14 protein-coding genes are annotated in these 19,329 nt (G+C 48.6%); 5 read left to right on the top strand and 9 right to left on the bottom strand.

Annotated elements, in window-relative coordinates:
* Positions 1-187 precede the first annotated feature (187 nt).
* Positions 188-1,258, bottom strand: coding sequence for a BMP family lipoprotein (locus AC50YG_RS28665; RefSeq protein WP_494831960.1), 1,071 nt, complete (start codon positions 1,256-1,258; stop codon positions 188-190).
* Positions 1,259-1,496: 238 nt separating this feature from the next.
* On the opposite strand from AC50YG_RS28665, the gene AC50YG_RS28660 reads away from it, so the two are divergent.
* Complete coding sequence (locus AC50YG_RS28660; RefSeq protein WP_494831958.1) at positions 1,497-2,879, top strand: hypothetical protein; 1,383 nt, start codon at positions 1,497-1,499, stop codon at positions 2,877-2,879.
* A gap of 236 nt (positions 2,880-3,115) precedes the next feature.
* On the opposite strand, the gene AC50YG_RS28655 is transcribed toward AC50YG_RS28660, so the two are convergent.
* Entirely contained in the window at positions 3,116-3,586 is a 471-nt protein-coding gene (locus AC50YG_RS28655; protein WP_341281829.1) for a MarR family winged helix-turn-helix transcriptional regulator, read from the bottom strand.
* A 191-nt stretch (positions 3,587-3,777) separates the two neighbouring features.
* On the opposite strand from AC50YG_RS28655, the gene ilvD reads away from it, so the two are divergent.
* Positions 3,778-5,463: a dihydroxy-acid dehydratase gene (gene ilvD / locus AC50YG_RS28650; RefSeq protein WP_341281828.1), complete on the top strand. Its 1,686-nt coding sequence runs from the start codon at positions 3,778-3,780 to the stop codon at positions 5,461-5,463.
* 615 nt (positions 5,464-6,078) lie between these two features.
* Here ilvD and AC50YG_RS28645 read toward each other — a convergent pair.
* From AC50YG_RS28645 to AC50YG_RS28635, 3 genes are all read right to left on the bottom strand, one after another.
* On the bottom strand, positions 6,079-7,089 hold the full coding sequence (locus AC50YG_RS28645) for an anti-sigma factor domain-containing protein (RefSeq protein WP_494831956.1): 1,011 nt from the start codon (positions 7,087-7,089) through the stop codon (positions 6,079-6,081).
* Complete coding sequence (locus tag AC50YG_RS28640; RefSeq protein WP_494831954.1) at positions 7,086-7,664, bottom strand: RNA polymerase sigma factor; 579 nt, start codon at positions 7,662-7,664, stop codon at positions 7,086-7,088. Before AC50YG_RS28640 ends, AC50YG_RS28645 begins: the two co-directional genes overlap by 4 nt.
* Before the next feature lie 118 nt (positions 7,665-7,782).
* Entirely contained in the window at positions 7,783-9,177 is a 1,395-nt protein-coding gene (locus AC50YG_RS28635; RefSeq protein WP_494831952.1) for a polysaccharide deacetylase family protein, read from the bottom strand.
* A 168-nt stretch (positions 9,178-9,345) separates the two neighbouring features.
* On the opposite strand from AC50YG_RS28635, the gene ytvI reads away from it, so the two are divergent.
* Complete coding sequence (gene ytvI / locus AC50YG_RS28630; protein WP_473761616.1) at positions 9,346-10,494, top strand: sporulation integral membrane protein YtvI; 1,149 nt, start codon at positions 9,346-9,348, stop codon at positions 10,492-10,494.
* A gap of 7 nt (positions 10,495-10,501) precedes the next feature.
* Here ytvI and AC50YG_RS28625 read toward each other — a convergent pair whose 3' ends face one another.
* Positions 10,502-12,334, bottom strand: coding sequence for a peptidoglycan D,D-transpeptidase FtsI family protein (locus AC50YG_RS28625; protein WP_494831950.1), 1,833 nt, complete (start codon positions 12,332-12,334; stop codon positions 10,502-10,504).
* Between the two features lie 176 nt (positions 12,335-12,510).
* Between AC50YG_RS28625 and AC50YG_RS28620 the strand changes: the two genes are divergently transcribed.
* Both AC50YG_RS28620 and AC50YG_RS28615 read left to right on the top strand, forming a co-directional pair.
* A complete protein-coding gene (locus AC50YG_RS28620; RefSeq protein ID WP_494831948.1) occupies positions 12,511-13,470 on the top strand; it encodes a phosphodiester glycosidase family protein in 960 nt (319 codons plus the stop codon).
* Positions 13,471-13,476: 6 nt separating this feature from the next.
* Positions 13,477-14,490 carry a GtrA family protein gene (locus tag AC50YG_RS28615; RefSeq protein WP_494831946.1) on the top strand — a complete coding sequence of 338 codons (1,014 nt, stop codon included), beginning with the start codon at positions 13,477-13,479 and terminating at the stop codon, positions 14,488-14,490.
* A 162-nt stretch (positions 14,491-14,652) separates the two neighbouring features.
* Here the strand turns inward: AC50YG_RS28615 and AC50YG_RS28610 are convergent, their stop codons facing one another.
* The 3 genes from AC50YG_RS28610 to AC50YG_RS28600 form a co-directional block, all read right to left on the bottom strand.
* Positions 14,653-16,704, bottom strand: coding sequence for a methyl-accepting chemotaxis protein (locus AC50YG_RS28610; RefSeq protein ID WP_494831968.1), 2,052 nt, complete (start codon positions 16,702-16,704; stop codon positions 14,653-14,655).
* Positions 16,705-17,081: 377 nt separating this feature from the next.
* Entirely contained in the window at positions 17,082-18,368 is a 1,287-nt protein-coding gene (locus AC50YG_RS28605; protein WP_494831944.1) for a peptidase U32 family protein, read from the bottom strand.
* 26 nt (positions 18,369-18,394) lie between these two features.
* Positions 18,395-19,327: a peptidase U32 family protein gene (locus tag AC50YG_RS28600; protein ID WP_473761630.1), complete on the bottom strand. Its 933-nt coding sequence runs from the start codon at positions 19,325-19,327 to the stop codon at positions 18,395-18,397.
* Between the last annotated feature and the right edge of the window lie 2 nt (positions 19,328-19,329).

The raw sequence follows: 19,329 nt of genomic DNA, 5'->3' as shown, positions 1-19,329 counted from the left end.
AATTTGCCTCACTCTTGGTGCATGTTTCATTCCCAAATTAAACCAGTGTCAAACGGCCGGGCGACGTTCTTTGAGTGCGCGCGGCGTTTCAGTCCGAGAAATATAGAGAAAGTATGGCGAAATCATATACTTTCCTATATTTCAAAAACAAGCAAACCGGCTGCCCGCTGGCAGCCGGTGCATCTTCTTATTTCGCCGCTGGAAGCTCTACGACGACTTTGCCTGAAATAATATCTTCAGCAATGGCTTTCACTTTAGTAATTGTGTCTTCGCCAACAAATGGGCTAAGTGCTGATTTGCTGTCTTGGGTTACGAATGTAAGACCTACACCTTTTTCCTTCAAGCCATAGTCAGTTGCTGTAAAGTCGAATTGGTCGTTTGCGAATGCTTTAACGGTTTCATACGCTACTGCATCTGTACCTTTCAATTGGGAGAGGACGATGTGCTCAGGATCAAGCTCCGTACGGTCAACGTCTTGACCCGAAGCGTACAGGCCTTTTTCCTTCGCTGCTTCAAATACGCCAAGATCGCCTACTGCCGACATGCCGGCTACAAAATCTGCACCTTGCGAGTATTGCAGCAGTGCAAGCTCCTTGCCTTTTGCCGAATCATTGAAATTACCTACATAGTTAGTCAAAAATTTTGCATCTGGGTTTGTGCTTTTAAGCCCTTGCTCAAAACCAAATGTGTATTTCTTAAGCAGCGGTGTATCCATCGCTACTACTGCGCCAACTACATTCGTTTTAGTGGAAAGGCCAGCTGCTGCGCCTAGCAGGTACGCTGCTTCCTGTTCACGGAACACGACGCTGCGAACGTTCGGCTGATTCACGATTGTATCGATAATCGCGAACGGCTTGTCCGGATTTTCTGGAGCTACTTTATTAAGGGCATCTTCCGCTTGGAAGGTTGCTGTAATGATCAGATCGTAATTGTCTGCTACCGCTGCGCGCAGGTTTTGCTCGAATGCAGCAGGGTCTGTAGACTCAATCGTTTTCACTTCTACATTAAATTCTTCACCAGCTCTTTTGAAGCCTTCATCCATCGATGCGAAAAACGGGTTAACACCGATTTGCTCAGGAAGCACGAGCGCAACGCGTTTTTGCTTTTCATTTTCAGGAGCAGCTGTTGCCGTTCCTTCATTTGTAGCCGTGCCGCCATTCGTACCGGTGCTGCTGTTATTTGTTCCATTCGAGCCGCAGGCCGCTAGTAAAACGACTACCATCAATAATGAAATTGTTAACGCCAGTGTCTTTTTCATCTGTGTACGTTTCTCTCCCTTAAATAGCTTGTATTTTTCTCTTTATCCTAGTAAGCTTATCGGATTTTGTCAATAGTGAATATTCGACAAAACTCTCGTTTATTCTACATTATTTTCATGAAAGTTAGTTATAAAAATACGATGTTGACACAAAATTGTAACAATGCTAGTATAATCGTACTATTCCGAGTCATTTAATATGTTTTGGAAAATAATATCCAATACCGGAGGGAACTTTATGAGCACAAAATATCCTGCACTAACCAGATCCTTATTGTCCGCATCTCTGGCCCTATCCATCGCTTTATCATCGGCTGTCCCTATTTATGCAGCTACTTCTACTACTACAGCAACAAGCACGGCAACGACTGCCGCTTCATCCGAAGCTAAGCTGTTCCTTAAAGAGAAGTTCGGCATCACCTTCACTACCAGCACGATTACAAAAGGACAATTCATTCAAGCAGTAGCGGGTGCGCTTAAGCTGGAGCAACCGGAAGAGCTTCCTGCCTTCACCGATTTGACGGAGACCAGTCCTTATTATACCGCAGCAGCTGCCCTTCATAAACAAGGAATTCTCACATCAACAACCGTAAACGCCGAGCAAAAGCTGACAGCAGCTTCCGCTTTGTATATCGCCGTTAAAGCAGCTGGACTGCAAGAGCTGGCCCATACATACCCGCAGGCGAAAATTACAGCTGGACTGAAGAAGCTGAATATCCCTGCGTCCTCTCTTGGAACAGCAGCAGCGCAAGAGCTCGCTGCAGCCGTTGATACAGGCTTGCTGCCAGCCTCCCAGTACAATGCCATTAAAGGCAAAGGACTGACGCCGCAGCTTGCCGAAACACTGATCGTGCAAATTCTTTCCTTTAAAGGAGAATACAAGCACTTCATCGGCAACATCAGCGACAGCACTATTTACGCCCAATTGAATGATGCTTTCAAAACGTCCAACATTATTCAAGCACCTGAGCTGCAAACGATTGTAGATGCGGCGCTCAAAAATAATTTGGTGACAGGCTACAACCTGAAGGACGCGCGATTCGACGCCAACTTCACGCCATCGCTATCCCTTACTTATGGACATAGTGACCTCAAGCATGTCATCCAGCTTATCGGGCTGCTGCGCAGCGAAGGCATTGACGCCAAAGTTCAACTGGAGCCTAAAACATCCGCCTTCGTCTTCATGAAGGAATGGGGCGAGCCTCCGACAAAGGATACTGAAAATTATAAAGTTGTCCAAATCGAGAACGGCAACTATATTACGTATGCGAAGGAATTCGACATCGCCTTTGAATTCAAGAATTCAGCGGATAAAGCCCGCTTCCAGCCTATTATTTTGCAATATGCGAAAAAAGATAAAGCCGATCAGCCTGGCCTCATCTATGGCTCATGGTTCCAGCCGCTTTATTATTCCTCGACTAAGCTCGATGAATACGAGGTCATTACGAATAATAAAATTACAGGCAGCGGCTATTTTTATGCTCAGTCCTTCTCGCTGAATGATCAATCGAAAGACATTGTAGAAGGCTTCCGCAAGCTCGATCCAGCGGTCAACATTGATTCCTATACGTTCTGGGTAGACAAGCCATTCCATAACTACTTGAATGGCGAAGGTCTATAAGCTTTAGAACAAACCAGCTATTGTTAAAAAAGGGATTCCTTCGTGCAAACGAAGCGAATCCCTTTTTTTGAAATATAGGAAAGGATATAATTTTCTCATCCTTTCTCTATATTTCTCTATATTTCTCGGACTGAAACGCGCTGCGCCACCAAAGGACGGCGATAGCCGTTTCACCTTGATATGAACGCATTGGAAGCTTACTGGGCAAAGGCAGCACCAAGGGCCAGTAAGCAGGACTAAGCCTCGCTGTTGTCCTCGCGCTTGCGTTCCAAATTTTCACTCATTCTCGTGAACATGCTCACGGTAATATCCATATCCTCCAGCGAAAATCCTTCATAGAGCCTGAGCATGAGATCTTCGCGAACACGCATAATGCCATCCACCAATTTGCGCCCCTCATCCGTGATTGTGAGCAGCACAATACGGCGGTCCTCTTCACTGCGCTCGCGGTCAATGTAGCCAAAATTAATTAATCGGTCTGCGATGCCAGTGACCGCGCCGCTCGTGATTTGCAGCAGCTCCGCCATAACCGACGCTTTTTGCGGGCCATGCTCCGACAGCAGCAAAACCATCTTTGCATCTGTCATGCCGAGCCCTTGAACATTAAACCGATTCCATTCAGCATGGATTAGACGTCTGAGCTGGCGAAAGGCCTCGTCCATCTCACGCATTTTTTCTATTCTTTTCTCCGTATTTTCCTGATTCATTTATACCCCTCGCGATACTGGATTTCTTCACGGCACGATAATTATACTTTTCCTACTACTATACCGTGTTTTTCCTTGATAGCCAAGCCAGAAGCCGTATTAAGCATATAAGTCCATCAACATTACTAGCCAATGCTTGTCCTCTGTGTTAAACTCAAAGGTATCGACTTTTCATACTGGAGGGATTTTTAATGGCACCTAAGAAGATGCGTTCCGACATGATAAAAAAAGGATTTGACCGTGCACCGCACCGCAGCTTGCTGCGTGCAGCAGGAGTTGCGGAGGAAGATTTCGACAAGCCCTTCATTGCTGTTTGTAATTCCTATATTGATATTGTACCTGGTCACGTTCATTTGCAGGAGTTTGGCAAGCTGGTTAAGCAAGCCATTCGCGATGCTGGCGGCGTTCCTTTTGAATTCAATACCATTGGTGTTGATGATGGGATTGCAATGGGACATATCGGCATGCGCTACTCGCTAGCGAGCCGTGAAATTATCGCCGACTCCGTAGAAACCGTTGTAAATGCGCACTGGTTCGACGGTATGGTTTGCATACCGAACTGTGACAAAATTACTCCGGGCATGATGATGGGCGCCCTGCGCGTCAACATTCCGACGCTGTTCGTCAGCGGCGGACCAATGAAGGCGGGTAAAACATCTGACGGCCGCTCGATCTCGCTCTCCAGCGTTTTTGAAGGTGTCGGCGCTTACCAAGCAGGCATCATCGATGATAAAGACTTGCTGGAGCTTGAACAGTTCGGCTGTCCGACTTGCGGCTCATGCTCAGGCATGTTCACTGCCAACTCGATGAACTGTCTTGCTGAAGGCCTTGGCCTCGCGCTTCCAGGCAACGGCACGATTCTTGCCGTAGCACCTGAGCGTAGAGAATTCGTTAAGCAATCGGCTACCCAGCTGATGAAGCTGATTGAGCTTGGCATCAAGCCTCGCGACATCGTAACGAAAGATACGATTGATAATGCTTTTGCCCTCGATATGGCAATGGGTGGTTCCACAAATACCGTTCTGCATACGCTCGCACTTGCACATGAAGCAGGCATTGACTACCCAATCGAGCGCATCAATGAAATTGCTGAGCGCGTGCCACATTTGGCTAAAATCGCCCCGGCTTCCGATTACCACATCGAAGATGTGCATCTGGCTGGCGGCGTAAGTGCCGTACTGAATGAAATGTTCAAAAAAGAAGGCACTCTGCATGGCGATTGCATCACCGTAACAGGCAAGACGCTGCGTGAAAACGTAGAGGGCTGTGAAATTCAAAATACCGACGTTATCCGGACGATTGACAATCCGCATAGTGAGCGTGGCGGACTTGCTGTACTGTTCGGCAACCTTGCTCCAGGCGGCGCAATCATCAAAGTCGGCGCGATCGACAAATCGGTTAACGGCTATCATAAAGGTCCAGCTATTTGCTTTGATTCCCAGGATGAAGCTCTTGCGGGCATCGCTAACGGCAAAGTTAAAGAAGGACATGTTGTCATCATTCGTTATGAAGGACCTAAAGGCGGCCCAGGCATGCCAGAAATGCTTGCTCCTACTTCGCAAATCGCTGGTATGGGCCTAGGCGCTAAAGTCGGTCTCGTAACCGATGGACGCTTCTCCGGCGCTTCTCGCGGAATCAGTATCGGCCACGTTTCACCGGAAGCGGCTGAAGGCGGTCCAATCGCTTTCGTACAAGACGGCGACATCGTTGAGCTGGATATGAACAACCGTGGAATGAACGTTTTAATCAGCGACGAGGAGTTCGAGAAACGCCGTGCCGCATGGCCAGGCTTCGAACCAAAAATCAAACGCGGTTATCTCGCGCGTTATTCCCACCTCGTTACTAACGCCAGCCGTGGCGGCGTAATGAAAATGTAGTCTAACCTCAAGCAGCGCTTCGGCGCTGCTTTTCTTTTTGCCCTAGGTGTTTATTCTAATCAGAATCGAGCTGCTTGTTCTTACATTACGTTAATCCTAAGCCAAGCCAATCTAATCTAACGGTTCATGGCTCATGAGCTGCGGCATGCGAGTGGTGCAGGAACAACACAGCTCGAGGCGCTACCTCCTTTTTGAAGGACTGAGGTTCCGCTATTGTGTCATTTTAGACGATTTGAGGCTGTACGCGGACAGGAAATCCGCTATCGTCCTCATTATCCCCCGCAAAATAACGTTTGGCGGCAATTAGCGTCTCCGGAGTCCGCCGACTCTGCCATAACCCGGGATTCGAATGAAAATGCGGCTGCTGTGTCCACCAAGCTTAAAGACCTTGCACGAAGCGACCTTTCAGTAAGCAAGCTCCTTTACTTGTGCGCTAAATTCAATCAGAAACAGCAGCTGGCTAGACTAGCGGGTGAATGAAAGAAGAAAAAGCACGCTCAACCGCGTTAACCGCGAGCAAGCGTGCTTTTTTGCACGGTCTTTCCTATTTACCGCTAAAATGAGTTAATAACAAGCAGATTAGCAAACTGGCTTGCTAGCAAGCTAAACCTGCAATTAAGAGTTTGATTTCACGCTTTGGCTTAATGCCCCGGCAAGCACCATCGAGCCTCTTGGCTCTACCCCATTGGCATCCGGCTCTTGCGTAATGGCTATTTGATCGTAGTCATCCGGATTAAATGTAAAATACAGTGCTCCTACGCCTTCATTTGGTAGGAACGTCCCTGCATTAACCGGCTTGCCATCTTTAAGCAGCCACACCTGAAAGGCTTCATCTCCTTGAAGCTTAGGCAACTGCTCGACTTGAACGATCAAATGCATGCCTTTGCTGTCTACGCTAATCGTTGCGCGGCCCTCGGCTACAATGCCTGCTTCCGCCGGCTTAAGCGATACAACACCGTTTACCTGTGAAGCAGCAGCTGGACTGTCGGAGGCCGCAATCTGCTGCTGCAGCTGCTCCAGCTGGCTCGTTAAATCAGCCGTTTCATTGCTAAGCTGGTTAACCTGCTGCAATAAAAAGCCGGAAAGAATAACAAACGAAGCCGCAACACCCGTCATCACACGAGCAACCCAGCGTTTGCGCAGCTGAGCCTGTAGAGCTGCTGTCCGCTGCTCTGTTTGGCTTGGAGACGGATCCTTGTCCGCCGCGCCTGCTTCCCCTGCTGCTGCTCGTAATGGGACTACCCCCGGGCGATGATGAGCGGATTTTTCACTGCCAGCCTTGTTTTCACTGTTAGAATCGTTAGGGCTGCTCGCCTGATTATCGCTGCTCTCTTGGCGTTCTGGGCGAATGCTTTCATCAGCGGCTGTTAATGTCGACATCGGTACAGGCGTTGGCGCAGACTGCAATACAGCAGCCAGTATACGCTGCTTCATACCAGCTGGCGGTTCTACCGACTCAACTGCCAGAGGGAATTGAGAGATAAGTGGCTGCAGCTCTTCCGTCTTCCTTTTGCACTGCTGGCAATGCGACAAATGATGTTCAAACTGCTGCGTTGCTTCAGCATCAAGGCCTCCAAGTGAATACATCTCCACGTCATCACAAAGTGAATCATTAGGTTTAATCATTGCCGCACTCCCTCCTTCCATGTATGCTCGAATCGTTTGCGCAGCTGGCCTAGCGCCAGCCTTACCCTGCTTTTAACGGTACCAAGCGGAATTTGATGCTTGTCCGCCACCTCTTGCTGCGTATAACCCATATAATAGATCCATTCAACAACCTGCTTCTGGTCAGCACTCAGCTGTCCAATGGCCTCTTTCATCTGCTCGCCGAGCATTCGGTCCTCCACAACCTTCTCAGTTGTATGCGGATCGACCGTTCGCTCTAAGATCATCTCTGCCTGAACCTGCTGCGGACGTCTGCCCTGCTTTCTGATCCAATCAATGGCAAGGTTGCGGGCGATTGCAAAAATCCAGGTGCTAATTTTTCCAGAGGCTTCTTCGGTTTCAACTCTAGAAGCCGCATTCCATATCCGCACAAACAGCTCCTGCACCACTTCCTCCGATACCATCTCATCTTTCAGCATTCGATAAACGAATGAGTAGACGGGCCGTTCATAGCGATCGTACAGCTGCTCAAGCGCCGATGCATCCTGCCGTGCGATCAGTTGAATTAAATATTCATCAGATGTCGGTTCCCCCATGCTGGGATAGCCTCCTCAATAATTAAGTGATCTTTATTATGATAGCAATGCTGTCCTTTGAATGCCTTTTTTTCTATTTTAAAACTCCGGCCGCCTGTAAACAGACGCCGGAGTTCGATTATATGGTGGAAGTACTGCCCTCCATCGGAACAGCATCCACAGCACCTGCTGGCGCCGCCTGCAAGCTCGCCTCTTGCCCTATGCTTACCCTCAGCAGTGCTGCTTGCGTATTTTGAAAAGCTTGTATTTTGCTCATCGGATATAGCAGCATACATGGATCAATCGCTTTCCTGCGCTCCTTGCTTTTCGCATTCCTCGGTTTCTTCGTCAACACGCGCATAAGCAGCCGCAAGTAAATTCGGGTCGTACGAGCAAATAAGCCGTCCGGCAATGGGATCACCTCAAAGCCAAACCGATCCGCTCCTCGATGAATCATTGTAACGCCGTATAATGCTTTCGCATCAGCCGCCGCAGGATCATGTGCCAATTGATGGGCAAGCATAGGCAATGCCGCTTCTACTTCCCGCAGCATTCTAATTCCAGCAGCTACTGGCGATGCCGCTTCTGCCGCAATGCCGGACAGCTTGCGGTTGTCAAAATGCAGCTCCACCACCCGGTCTCCCTTGCTTAAACGTTCGCCCTCTGCTAGCTCGATTGGCTGGCCGCTGTAGGAAATCATTCGATAATGCAGCGCCGGCGACTCCACTCCTACCTGCTTAAGCTGAAACGCGAGATGGAACAAACGCTCATACTGCAGCCATAGCGTTATAAGTGATTTTTTAAACCATGACAGCTGGCGTTCCTTGGCTCGCTCTGTCAGCTTTATCATCTCTTCAATCGTAACAAAACGATAGCCTTGCCTTACGCCTTCCTGCAAATAAGCCTCAAGTGCGATCAGCATATTAGCAGGAGCATCCTGATGGGCGCCAGGCGTTTGCCCGCAATCATGAAGCAGCAGCACCTCGCCGGGGCGGAGCTTCTTCAGCATTTTTCGCTTAAGGCGCTCCGCCCCCAGCCTCTTGTTCCAATCTCCGAACATTGACGACCATAATACGATTTGCAAATGGCCAATGCCAGCAAAATCAAACACATTGATAATGCCCCAAGGAGGCCGATAATAATTGGAACGGCTCCCCGTCGCCTCTCGTATTATTTCGCATGTACGCTCGATCTGACGCTTGACGGACCTTGGCCGCATGAACCAATTGGTCTTGTGAACATAATTGTGTATGCCAAGCGTATGGCCTTCCTCATGTATTTTGCTCAATAGCTCCGGCTGCGTTTCGCCATGTGCACCAACGATGAAAAAAGTCGCTTTCGCATCATAGCGAGCCAGCAACTCAAGCAGCTTTGGCGTATAGACAGCATCCGGGCCATCGTCAAAGGTAAGAGCAATTTCCTTCTTTACCAGGCCTTTCTTAAAAACCCTAAATCCGAAAGTACGACTGATAAACGCAGGGAGGAAAGCGTAGAACGAGAAAAAATAAAGAGTCCAGACAACTAAGTTCTCCATTTATGTTTTCCCCACCGTTATTAAAATTTTTAGCTGGATGTAATCGGCGATAAACAAACAACGATAACTTTAATTGTATCATATGGCTACAAAAAATAGGCAGCAAAATTAAAATTATAGTACAATCAAAACGAGATATACGAAATTGGAAAAGAGAGGTTTTCAGCTATGCTACCCTTTTATAAAAAATATTGGCGAACCGCATTTGACATTGCACTGATCGCGCTAACGGTTTATTTAATTATGTTTGCCTTTAGTCATTTTTATCAATTGGCTACACCTATCATTTTCTCCTTTGTTATTTTCATGTGCATTGAGCCGCTGGCACGCAGGCTGAACAAGATTGGCATTAAAAAATCCATCGCGTCAGGCATATCGATTTTATTGTTTTCCATCCTTATTCTATCCGCCTTCTCCGGGCTCGGTTACATTATTTCGAAGCAGGGTTCCGAGTTTCTGGACAAGCTGCCGGAATATCAGGCTATTCTTGTGGAGCAGGTGGAGCTTAGCACGTCACAGGTGCAAAATAAAATTCAGGCCCTCCCGCCTGAGCTCGTCGCGCAAATTACGGAATACATCCAGGGCGCTGCCGAATATGTGCCGAATTTGGTCAAAATGATTTTTGCTGGAACCGTCGGCTACGTGTCCTCGTTCTCCAGCTTTATGTTTAACTTTCTGGTCGGTATTATATTAGCTTATTTCCTAAGTATTGAAATTAATGACTGGAAAAAAACAGCGGCGGATAAAACGCCCAAAACGTTTAAAAAAGCCTTTTTCTTCTTGCGTGAAAATGTATTAAAGGGCATTTCCGGCTACCTGAAGGCGCAAGCCAAGATGATTACGATTACGTTTTTCGTCATCTTCATCTCGCTGCTGCTGCTCGGTGTCAAAAATGCCCTTGTAGTCGCCGTCATCTCGGCTATTTTTGATGTGCTGCCGCTGCTTGGGGTAGGAACGATCTTTATCCCTTGGATCATTTATTTGTTTATCGTGGGGCATACTTCCCTAGCGGTATGGCTGTCCGTATTGTATATCGTCGTCGTATTGGCCAGACAGCTATTGGAGCCAAAAATTACCGGAGACACGCTCGGCGTATCTGCATTTACGATGCTGGCATTTATGATTATTTCGCTCAAGCTGTTCGGCATTGCCGGCGTCATCTTATCGCCCGTGCTCATCATTTTGCTCAAAACCTTGTATGACCAAGGTTTTTTCCATCGCTGGATCAGAGCGCCGCAAGGCGAATTCGACAGCCAGGTGCCTCCTCCAGGTGCCGGAGAAGGCACAGGCAACCCGCCAGCTCCTCCAAGCGTTTAAATCTGTTTTATCGCTTCGCTATAATATCCATGACGCCGCGAAACAGCTTCGTCGCCTGATTGCTTGTACCGGGACTCCTGTTCTCGGCAAGCACGGCGACGGCGTATCGCGGCGTATTTGTCGGCCCGTAGCCAATGAACCACTGGTGAACGCGCTCCTTGCCGCTGACCAGCGTCTGCGCCGTACCGGACTTACCGGCAACGGGCCATACGCCATCACGAATGGAACGTCCCGTTCCGTACTCAGTGACCGCCCTCATCCCTTCCAGCAGCGTGCCAGCGGTTCTCGCATGTATCGGCGTTCCCGCCTGCCGGGCTTGCCGGGGCTTCAGCTCCACCATCAGCTGTCCGTTCGCATAACGAATTTCACTAACGATTCGCGGCTCCAGCCGTTGACCGCCATGTAAAATCGTCACGACCAAATTCGCCGCCTGCAGCGGCGTCATCCTGACATCCCGTTGGCCGATACCGCTTTGAGCCATAATGCCCCCGTCTACGTCAAGAGTAGGCTTGTCCTGCAATTGCTGCCAAATGCTCGCAGCAAACAACTGTCCGCCCTCTTCCTCGCCAAGCAGCCGCAAACGTCCGGCAAACGGGCCAAATGCTGATTCGGCATGCCAGCCAGATGGATCACCAATGCCAAGGGCCGTAGCTGTCTGATACAGCTCATAGCCGCTCAACCGCTCCGCAAGCGTTGCAAACACAATGTTGCAGGACTGAGCTAATCCTTCCTCAAGCGTTAGACTTCCATGGCCATCCTGCTTCCAGCATGTTAAACCATATTTGCCGTATTGCCCCCTGCATGTGAACACTTCTTTTTCGTCCACAACACCAGCCTCAAGCGCCGCCGCTTCTGTTACAAGCTTAAAAATCGAACCCGGGGCAACCGCTTGGAGCGCATGATTCGACCAATCGTTTTCTTCATTCCGATCCAGCTGCTGCGGGTTCATCTGCGGTCTGGACACCATGCTGACGATATCCGCATTTTGCGCATCCAGCACGACGATTGCTCCAGCCTTCAAGCCATTTGCATCTGCGTACAGCTCAAGCTGCTGCTGGAGCTGTACATCCAGCGTCGTCTTTACTTTCAGCGGATAGTAGGCGCTATCCGGCTGAAAAACCCGCAGACCCAGCCCCTGAAGCGGATGCCGCTGCCCATCAACATAAAAAGATACCGACGTTGGCCCATTGCCTCTTAGCAGCGTATCCAGCGATTTCTCAAGTCCAGCACCGCCGATTTCATCTGTCAGCTTGCGCTTGCCTGACGCCAGATCCGCTCCATAAGCCTGCTCCAGCCATTCCGGATGCTGGCTTATAAAACCAATGGCTTGCCTGGCATTAAGCTGCGGCAAATACCGATTGTGATAGGGCAGCACCTTGACTCCATTTATATGGAGCTGCGAAAGTCCTGCCAACTGGCTCGCAGAAAGGCTCAAGGGTGCCTTCTGCCCTTCCTCCCGCCAAAAATCAGCACTCTTGAGCGCATCCCATTTTTCCACCAGCTGCTCGTAAGACACCTGCAGAAGCTTCGCCAGCTTGCGCAGCTCCGTCGTCTCTCCCCGTGCCTTGCTCTCTACTGGAAATAGTGCCAATGCTGAATAGCTTTCCCCCGTAATGGCTCTCCCGTAACGATCAATAAAATCGCCGCGCCCTGAATCCAGCACCAAATTTCGCTGCCGCTGAATAGCTGCCTTATGCTGCCAGTCGATATGTTTGCTGAGCATCTGGGCAGCGGGCTGACCCAAGCTTGGCATCAGCTGCAGCGTCGCCAGCCTAATCAAATAACCTGCCATTATAACCGTTAAAAGTATTGCTACAATTGCTGCACGCCGCCTGATCATTTCAGCTAGCCTCCTTCCCCTCAGTATGGCCTTAATGCCAACGTATAAACCGCATCGCCCTTCCCTTAAGCCCGCAAGCACTCGTTCCAGCTGCCCCAAAAATAGTTCAGTTTCATTTAAGGTAGCCCAAGTATGATAACCCTCAAGAACCTACATGAAGAGGTGATGCTTCTATTATGAAGACGCACAAAAAGGCAGCCAAAAAAACGAAACGGATATGGATGATTGCAACGATCGCAACGCTCTTAGGCCTTGGCTCATTGACATATGGTCTCGCAGACCGTTATTTGATCAAGCACGTCGAAGTCGTGGTAACTGACCAAGCGGCAACGTCCAACAGCTCAAGCGATACAGCTGCTTCAACTGCTGAAGTTCAAGCAGCATCAGATGATTGGAACTACAGCAGCGACAATATACAAATTAAAATTGAGCAGGTTCAGAGTGGCTCTGGCTCAGATTTGATCACGTATTTTGTCGCAGATGTCACGGTTAAAGATGCCAGCAGCCTGCGCTCTGCATTCGCCGAAAACAGTTTTGGAACGAATATTATAGAGGATACCTCGGTCATCGCTTCCAGCAATAATGCCATTTTTGCAATCAACGGCGATTATTATGGCTTCCGTGATGATGGCGTCATTATTCGCAACGGCACCGTATACCGCGATGATCCGGTGCGGGATGCGCTGGCACTATTCGATGACGGATCGCTCCAAACGTATGATGAAACAGAGATTTCCTCCTCCGAGCTGCTTGCAGACGGCGTCACCAATACGTTGTCATTCGGCCCCATACTGATACAAGATGGCAAAATCACAAGTGATTTCAGCAGTGTCAAAATCGATACTAATTTCGGAAACCGCTCGATCCAAAATGCGAATCCAAGAACCGCGATCGGAATGATTGCACCAAACCATTATGTATTTGTCGTAGTAGACGGGCGGAAGGAAGGCTACAGCCGCGGAATGACACTTACCGAGCTTGCCGATGTCATGGCTGGCCTCGGAGCTACAGAAGCCTACAATTTGGACGGCGGCGGTTCATCGACGATGTATTTCATGGGCAGAGTTGTCAATAATCCGCTTGGTAAAAATCAAGAGCGCGGCGTCAGCGACATCTTATATATTGGGGAGGAGTAATTCATCATGACTATATTAATTCCGGCCTATGAGCCTGATAATCGGCTGCTTGATTTGATCCAGCAGCTGCATGCGTTCCAGCTTGAGCCCATCGTCATTGTCGATGACGGAAGCGGGCCAAGCTACCGTGACATTTTTGAAGCGGCTGAAGCCTCCGGCTGCACCGTTCTGACCCACGAGGTCAACCTCGGGAAAGGACGTGCCTTAAAAACGGGGTTTGGCTATATACAAAAAGCCGGTTTGCCGGGCCACGTCGTCTGTGCAGATAGCGACGGGCAGCATCTGCCCCATGACATAAAGCGGATTTTCGAGAAGCTGCTCAGCCAGGCAACGCCGGGCATTGTGCTGGGCAGCCGCCGGTTTAGCGGAACCATTCCACTGCGCAGCCGCTTTGGCAACTCGGTCACTCGATCAGTCTTCTCTCTCACTACGGGCACTAAAATTTATGATACGCAAACCGGTTTGCGCGGCTTTTCACTTTCCATGCTGGACTGGCTGTGCCAAATTCCTGGCGAGCGGTTCGAATATGAAATGAACATGCTGCTGACCGCTCACCGGGATGGCTATAAGATTACCGAGGAATATATTGATACCGTCTATTTGGATCATAATAAATCATCCCATTTTCGCCCGCTGATCGACTCTTTCCGCATTTATTTGCCGATTATAATGTTCAGCACCTCTTCCCTGCTGTCAGCAATACTAGACTTCACGCTATTATTCCTTGTTCAAAGCATTAGCCACAACCTGTTCTTATCCGTAGTAGCCGCAAGATTGTGCAGCTCCATCTTCAACTATACAATGAACAGAAAGTACGTGTTCACGGGCGGCAAAGTATCCAGGGTACACCAATCGCTGCCTAAATATTTCTCGCTGGTCATTCTTGTGCTGCTCTTAAATTATGGACTGTTGTATTTTTACAATGAAACCCTTATCCTTCCCCTTGTTATCGCCAAATTGCTGACCGAGGCATCCATCTTTCTTTTCAGTTATTGGGCCCAGCGCAAATATGTGTATTAGGGTGAAATATGGCTTCACTGCATGAAAAGCTTGGCTTCCGATCGCGATCGCCATTACTCCAGCACAACCTCTTCATTTTCGTTACGTATTTTTCACCATGTTTGAAAAAAAGCCGTTTGAACGGGGAAGTACCCCGTTCAAACGGCTGAATGAAAGTCGATATTATTCGATTTTGAATTTCGAAAGCGAATCCTTCAGCTCACGCGATACGCTGCCCAACTCTTCCGACAGGCTGACGAGACCGTCACTAATGCTAAGCTGCTCGCTGCTGAGGGAAGCTACCTCCTCTGATGTTGCCGAGGATTGCTGTGCTACTGCGCTGACATTCGTCATCGCCTCAGACAACACTTCCTGCGACTTGTCCAGCTCGCCGATGGAGTCCGTTACTGAATCCAGCTTGTGTACAAACTGTACCATCTGCTCCTGAACACCTACGAAAATATCCGTCGCCTGCTTCACAGAAACAATTTGCTCTTGGAATAAAGGATAAGCATCCGATAATACGCTAACCGTATTGTCAATTTCCTCTTGGATTTTTTCCGTGATTTGTCCTACCACATCAATCGATTGACGGGATTGATCGGCCAGCTTGCGAATTTCATCGGCCACGACCATAAAGCCTTTGCCCGCTGCACCTGCACGCGCTGCTTCAATCGCCGCATTCAGGGAAAGAATGTTGGTCTGCTTCGTCAAATTGTTCAATACATCCAATATTTTAACGATAGAGCCTGTGCTGTCTTTAAGGCTGTCTACCTTTTCAACCATTGAGCGTGTCATTTGCTCGGTCTGTCCCGTTTTGTGGCTCAGCTCGCCCATGTAGGCCGCTCCACGCTCACTCGCTTTCTCAACCTCACCAGCTGCACGCACAATTTCCGCATTCGCCTGCTTCACTGTTTCCATTTGGGTCGAAATATTGCCGCTCAAGTCGCTGCCGCGCTCTGCTTCAACAGCAAGGCTTGAAGCGCCATTTGCGATTTCTTCGGTTGCGACTGATATTTCCCGTGAAGAAATGGCTGTTTTCCGCGATACATCCGTCAGCTCGCCTGCCGTATGCAGCACAGTATCCGCAGATTGTGTAGCCTGCTTCGCCAAATTGGTAATTTGCGTCATCATATCGTTAAAGCTGTCGCTCAGCTCACCGATTTCATCGGAACGTTTCCGAATCGTAGAACGCACCGTCAAATTGCCCCGTTGTCCCTCGTTCATTAAATTACGCAGGTTCGTCAGTGGCTGTGCAATCGTTCTAATGACAAGGAAGCCAATCGCAATTGCAATGAATACAGCTACAATCGCTGTAATAATGGTCATATTGCGAATAACTTTTGCATCCTCGACCAACGTATCTACCGGAATAAGACCGAGCAGCTTCCAATCTACGGAATCAAATGATTTATAGACCGTCAGCATGGATTCGCCATCGCTAGTATTCAGCTTTTCCGATCCTTCTATTGCAGCGTCTCCTTCAGTCGGAAGAGCTACTGGAGCCGGCTGACCAATCAGGTCATTGTTAGGAGGCAAAATATAGTTGTTTTGACCATCTACGATCGAAAGCTCACTGCCTAGTCCCAAGGATACATCCTTTATTGAATCTTGGAGGCTAGCCAAATTAATTTCAATTAGCAGCATATAGGAAACTTCATTCAGCGTGCTGTCCTTCAGAAGACGACTGATGCCAACCGTTGGCGCACCGTTCGCACCGCCAAAGCCCTTCGGCTGGGTCGCAATCCATAGCGCCTTGCCATTTGCTTCTTGCACCTTGCTGAACCACTCTTCCTGCTTCATCGCAGCGGTTGCAACAGAAGAAGCATTTCCTGCTGTTACGACTGGCAGCTTGTCGTCCAACGGCAGCAAATAGATTGCCTTAATGCTGGAGTTGCCTAGCGCGTAATCCTGCATTTTGCTAGACAGCTCGCGGCTTGCTTCAAACCGGGTATAATCGTCCTCGCCGTCACGCATTTTACCGATCAACGTATGTAAGTCTTTATTAATTAAAATTTGCATCGTCATTTCTTCATAGTTGTCTAAAATAATGTTCAAATTCGTCGTTACTTGGCTGACTGTCTGAAAGCTAGCCCCGGAAACTTTGCGCTCGACAATCGTTTTCGTCTGTGAATATGAAATTAGACCTACTGCCAAAACACAGGTTACAATGCTGGCAAAAATAATTAAAAACAGCTTCGTACCTACCGATTTATTGACCTGGTTCAGCTTCATTTCCTTCGTCAGCGCGAGCAGCTGCTTGGAGGAGCTTTTCCCGTATTTGCCCGTATTAGAGGCGATTTTTTTTATAATCGGTTTAGAGCTGCCCCAAAGTCCAGAAAGGGCTTTCATAGATTTCCCTGCTTCTGTTTTTTTCATCGTAATTTTCTTCGACTGAGTTTTGTCCTCATTTTTTTTCAATGATGACACCGCCTTTTTTATTTGTTACAGACTAGGTCTCTAGAAGCGTTCAATATGTTGTCAATGAATCCTTGTACTCTCTTTTCTTATGTAGCCCCTAATTCTATATATCGGTTTTCAACTCACAAATAATTAATAAATAATAAAAAAAACACTGTTATCGAAAAACGAAAACAGTGTCGTGGTCCTAGTTATTTTTTTATCATTAGTTTACGCAGCATATCCATTGGCTCAACAGGTGCAAAAGTCTTAATGTGGATGCGCTGAAGCGGGTGTCTTGCTGCATCCAGCTCTTGTCCCTTGTCATCGGTCATCCGCGTAATCGTCTGCTTGAAGAAGCGGCCGCCGGGTCCTACAAACTCAACTTCTTGTCCCAATTTGAAGTGGTTGCGCTGTTGTACAACCGCAATGCCCGTCTCTTCATTGTATTCCAGAACAACTCCGGCAAAATCATAAGGAGCTGGCTTATCTTCCGGCTCATAAATATGATCCTCTGCACCCGGTGTATCGAGGAAAAATCCCGTGTTGAGCGGACGGTTCGCCGCTTTGAAAATTTCATCCAGCCATTCTTGCTTCAGTACAAAATTTTCCGGGTCCTCAAAATAGGAATCAATCGCTTGACGATACACATTCACAACAGTAGCAACATAGTGAATACTCTTCATGCGGCCTTCAATTTTGAAGCTGTCTACGCCAACATCAATCAGCTCTGGCAAATATTCAATCATACACAGGTCTTTAGACCCCATCGTGAATTGATCTTCGCCTTCGGTGTACATCGGCATATCATCAACGAACAAATCGTATTTCCAGCGACACGACTGCGAGCAGCCCCCACGGTTGGAGTCCCGATCGGTAAAGTGATTGCTGAGCACACAGCGGCCAGAAAATGAAGAACACATCGCGCCATGAATAAACGCTTCAATTTCAATATCTACATGCTTTTTAATTTCGGCGATTTCTTCAAAGCTTGTTTCTCTGGCTAGAACGACGCGTGGCAGTCCTTCTTCCTTCCAAAACTGTACCGCCTGCCAGTTGAGCGTGGATTGCTGGGTGCTCAAATGCGCTTCCAGCTTAGGAGCTACTCGCGAAGCCGTCTCGATAATAATCGGATCTGCGACAATAATCGCTGAAATGCCGACTTCCTCCAGATTGCGCAAATATTCCTCAAGCCCGCCGATATCCTCATTATGCGCGTAAATATTCGTAGCCACGAATACCTTAGCGCCATAACGATTGGCAAACTCGACGCCTTCTCGCATTTCCTCAAAGCTGAAATTGCCTGCGTTGGAACGAAGGCCGTATTTTTGTCCGCCAATGTATACGGCGTCAGCGCCATAATGGATGGCGAATTTCAGCTTTTCCAAATTGCCTGCCGGGGCAAGCAGTTCGGGACGATCGAGTCTATGGCGTTTTCCCTGATAGCGGGTTTTCACCGGGCTCGTCGCCCCTGAATACGTGTTTTCTGCAACTGTCATAGTTGCTGCACCTCCTGCTCCATACCTCAATACACCTGTTCTTTATAAAAGAAACCAAAGCTCAGCTCACGCTGCGGATCTTGCGCTTCTTGAATCGGCTCCAGCCACTCATCCTGAAAACGGTAGCCCTCCGGATCAGCCATATAAGCGTCAATGACATTGCGATAAGCCCTTACTATGATTTCATTGTATTCTATCGACTTGAGCAGCCCTTCAATCTTCAAGCTCTCCACGCCGATTTCCATCAGCTCATGCAGGTTTTCCAGCATGCAAATATCATCCGAGCTCAAAATATGCGTGCCGTTGGCATCCTCAAAAATAGGGAAACGCTCATCTTTACGCTCAGCTTCCATCACGTATAGCCCTTGCTCCTTGCTGGCGCTGCCAAGCTTGCCGGAGTCTTCCTGATGATCCAAATAGCTGTTCACAAGCGAACGCTTGGAATGATAAATATTCGTCAAGCCATGAACCTGCACCTCGATTGGCATCGTGGAGTTTTCTTTGATTTCAATGACCTGATCCATATTCAGCTCGCGGGCAAGCACAAACCGCGTAGCGCCGCGCTTTCTCCAATATTCTGCTGTCGCATAATTCGTTGAAGTCATCTCGGCATTCCAATGCAGCGGCATGTCAGGAGCGGCACTCCGTGCAGCCATCAATACAGCGGGGTCACCGAACATAACGCCGTTTACACCAGCTTCGGCCAGTGCCTGCAAATAGCCAGGCAAAGATTCCACGACTTTGTTTTCGATCAAATTATTTACCGATACATAAATGTTTACGCCGTGAGGCGCCGCCAGCTCCACCGCTTGCCTGATCATTTCCAGATCAAATTGTCCAGCAAGACGCATGCCGTAGCGTGCTTCTCCAATTAGGAAAGCATCAGCCCCGGCAGCAATTAGGCGCTCCAGCTCCTCCAAAGATGAAGCTGTCGTTAATAATTCTGGCTTTACTGCCATGC

The organism is Paenibacillus sp. J31R34 (assembly GCF_059383715.1).
This window is presented reverse-complemented; position numbering and strand designations above follow the sequence as displayed.